3 protein-coding genes are annotated in these 3543 nt (G+C 55.5%); 1 reads left to right on the plus strand and 2 read right to left on the minus strand.

Features of this window, described 5'->3' with window-relative positions; all coding sequences use genetic code 11:
- On the minus strand, window positions 1-344 hold a 344-nt coding region (locus HY768_08335; GenBank protein MBI4727210.1), incomplete at its 3' end, for a hypothetical protein.
- A 3-nt stretch (window positions 345-347) separates the two neighbouring features.
- On the minus strand, window positions 348-1634 hold the full coding sequence (locus HY768_08340) for an HD domain-containing protein (protein ID MBI4727211.1): 1287 nt from the start codon (window positions 1632-1634) through the stop codon (window positions 348-350).
- Between the two features lie 648 nt (window positions 1635-2282).
- Between HY768_08340 and HY768_08345 the strand changes: the two genes are divergently transcribed.
- Complete coding sequence (locus HY768_08345) at window positions 2283-3317, plus strand: type IV pilus twitching motility protein PilT (protein MBI4727212.1); 1035 nt, start codon at window positions 2283-2285, stop codon at window positions 3315-3317.
- Window positions 3318-3543 lie beyond the last annotated feature (226 nt).

Below are 3543 nucleotides of genomic sequence, written 5' to 3' on the forward strand. Positions count from 1 at the left end.
CCCAGATTCCACAGCCGGTTATTGAAGGTTATTTTTTTTTCGGCCGGGGCGCCGGGCTTTTGGGCATAGGAAAGCAAAGCGCTTTTGATCCAGGCCAGGTCCTCGGGGAGAAGCTCCAGGTCTTCCCAGGCCAGGCCCCTTCCCAGCACCAGTCCCCCGGCCTTCTGGTTGTGCATTATTATCCGGCACTCCCGGTCGGTCAGCACTACTGACTGGGGCAGCCACTCCAACAGCCCGGACATCATCAGTCCGGGTAGATGTCCGGGGTCATCTGGAGAATTGGCCCGGCCGCTAGCAACGGCCGCCGCAGAGAACCGATTGATTATGTCGCTTTTATCGTTCATGGTTTATGGCTGATCATCTTCGCCGGAAAAACTCTGGATAAAAAGCTCCACCGCCAACGGGTCAAACTGGTTCCCGGAATTCTCCTTGAGCTCGGCCAGGGCCTGCCGGGAATCAAAGGTAGGCCGGTAGGTGCGCTGGGTGGTCATGGCGTCGTAGGCGTCGGCCACCGCGATGATCCTGGCAAACAACGAAATGTCCTGGCCCTTGACCCCGGCCGGATAGCCGCTGCCGTCGTAGCGTTCGTGGTGCTGGCCGATGGCCGGCAATACCTTTTTCAGCTGGGCCACATGGGTCAAAATTGAAACGCCGATCTCGGGATGCTGTTTCACCAGCCGCCACTGCTCTTCGGTCAGGTGGCTTTTGACGTTATTCAGAATGGAATCGGGCAGGCCGATCTTTCCCAGGTCGTGCAGCAGGGCGGCCAGCTCCAGCATTTTCTGATCCTGGCTGCTCATTCCCATTTCCTTAGCCATCCGGGCGGAATAGCGGCGCACCCGCTCGGAGTGGCCCCGGGTGCGGGGGTCCTTGGCGTCGATAGCCTCCACCATGCTTTTGATGGTGGAGAAGAACAGCGTTTCCAGCCCCTCGTAAAGCCGTCCGCTCTCCAGCAGCAGGGCGGCGTAGGAGGCAAGGGTCGCCAGCATCTTGACGTCCCCGGAGCGGTATATCCCTTCGGTCCTGGGCCCCAGTGCCAGGGCCCCGATGGGATGATTTTCATTGACGGCCAGCGGCAGGGCTATATGTTTTTTTTCGTCCACCTCCGGCTTGTTCCGCTCCGCGGCCCGGCGGGCCAGGGCGCCGACGGCCTCGCGGTCCATCTCTCCTTCCCGGCGATTGATGAAGCGGCAGCCTCCCTCCAGCAGCATCAAACAGCCGCAGCTGGCCGAGACCGCGGTGGCGGCCGTGTCCAGGATGGCCGCTGCCCGGGACTGATTGTCTCCGGCCATCCCCAGCTTGTCGCTCATCTCAAAAAGGGTGGCCAGCTGCTCGTAGCGCTCGGTTATCTCCTGGGTCAGCGAGAACGACTCCTGCTCCTGGGCGCTGATTTCCCTGGCCAGTTTTTTTGCGATGTCCAAAGCCGGACGGATCCGGTTTTTCGGGCCTTTAAGCAGAAGTTTTCGCCGGAACTCCGGCAGCGGCAGGACTTCTCCCTGATCATCTCGGCCCAGGGATGGGTTCTGTTCCAACGGAAAAAATTCCGCCCTGCATCCCAGGTTCTCGGCGGCTATTTTGATCATGGCCTCTAAATGCTCCGGAGGCAGAACGATTATGCCGTTTTTATGAGTCATTAACCTTTAACTATACCAAATATTTATTAAAAGTCAATGATTTTTTATGCGGTTAGCTCATTTTTCAAACCCGGCTTCCGGCTTTGGTATTTTGGGTTTGTTTATAGCCATTGATTTTTTTACCCCAGCGGCAATTCCTTCCGATTATTGCCCTATTATTGATGGCCCGATTTGAAAGAATTCCGGCCGGGCCGGAGGCCGTCGGATGTTTGGGCCTGTTTTTTTTTAGGGAATCCTTTATGCGCCTATCCTTCCTTTTCCGAATCCGCCGATGACATGGATACTTCGCCCCGCTGCCAATCAAACTCTGAAGGTCCTTGTTTTGAAAGGCTTTCTGAAGAGCGCCTGGCCGGATGCCCGAAGGTTTTGCTCCCCAGCCGTTGATTGGTTAAATAAATTGTTTGATTTATTGTTTGATTTATTGTTTGATTATCCTTGACTTTAAAAGCCTGCTTTTGTTAAACTAATTAATTGTTTATATTGTCAGAAGCATTTTATATATGGCAACCCAATATAATGATTAGGTTGGTTTTGTCTGATTGCACCGATAAAAAATTAGTGTAGTCAAGGTTTTAATCTGTTTAATGTCGTTTGCGATCTCATTAATAACTTTTAATTCTCGTGGCCAAAATAGACGAACTGTTAAGAATGCTGGTCGCCCAGCAGGGCTCGGACCTGCACATCAAGTGCGGCGAGCCTCCCATTTACAGGATCCACGGACAACTGGTGCGCACCAGCCTGCCGGTAATGTCGGCCGACGACACCAAGGTCCTGCTGTACGAGATTTTGAGCGAGGAACGGCGCCAGAAATACGAGCAGACCCACCAGCTGGACATGTCCTACTCTATTCCCGGCGTCTCCCGCTTCCGGGTCAACGTCTTCAAGCAGAAGGACGCGGTGGGAGCAGTGCTGCGGGTCATCCCCCTTTTGATCAAGACCATCGACGAGCTGGCCCTGCCCCAGATCATGAAGCGGGTCGCCCTGTATCCCCGCGGCCTGATCCTGGTGACCGGCCCCACCGGCTCCGGCAAATCCACCAGCCTAGCCGCCATGATCGACTTCATCAACGAAAACCGTTCCTGCCACATCATCACCATTGAAGACCCGATAGAATTCCTGCACCGCGACAAAAAAGCCTGCGTCAACCAGCGCGAGGTCGGGATCGACACCCACAGCTTTGCCGGCGCCCTCAAGCATGTGATGCGCCAGAACCCGGACATCATCCTGGTGGGCGAGATGCGCGACTTGGAGACCATCAGCCTGGCCATTACCGCGGCCGAGACCGGGCACCTGGTGATGGCCACCCTTCACACCGCCGACGCCGCCCAGACCGTGGACCGGATCATCGACGTCTTTCCCCCGGCCCAGCAGCAGCAGGTGCGGCTTCAGCTTTCCACCACCCTCCAGGCCATCTTCTCCCAGACCCTGCTGCCCCGCGCCGACGGCAAGGGGCGGATGGTGGCCAGCGAGGTGCTGATCTGCACCCCGGCCCTCCGCTCCATCATCCGGGAGGGCAAGACCCATCAGGTATACAGCGCCATCCAGAGCGGCGGCAAGTTCGGCATGGTCACTCTGGATTCCTGTTTAAAGGATTATTTCCTTAAAGGGCAGGTGACCCTGGAGGACGCCATGGCCAAATCCTCCAATCCCACCGAATTCGAACGGATGGTCATGAAGGTCTGATCTTTACAGGGAAAGCGGCCTGCTATTTTGATTGTGATACGGTTGGGAATGCAATTGTTATACTATGGACAGGCTTTGTTGCGTGGATAAGGGGTAATTTGGTATAATCGGCCGTGATTAACGAACTGAAAGGGGCCAGAAGGTGAAAACATCGCTCAACAATCAAAAAGGCATCACACATAAAACCAAGAAAAAAGCACGGTATAAAATAAAGAACTGGCCGGCC

This window comes from candidate division TA06 bacterium, from assembly GCA_016208585.1.
Classification (GTDB): domain Bacteria; phylum Edwardsbacteria; class AC1; order AC1; family EtOH8; genus UBA5202.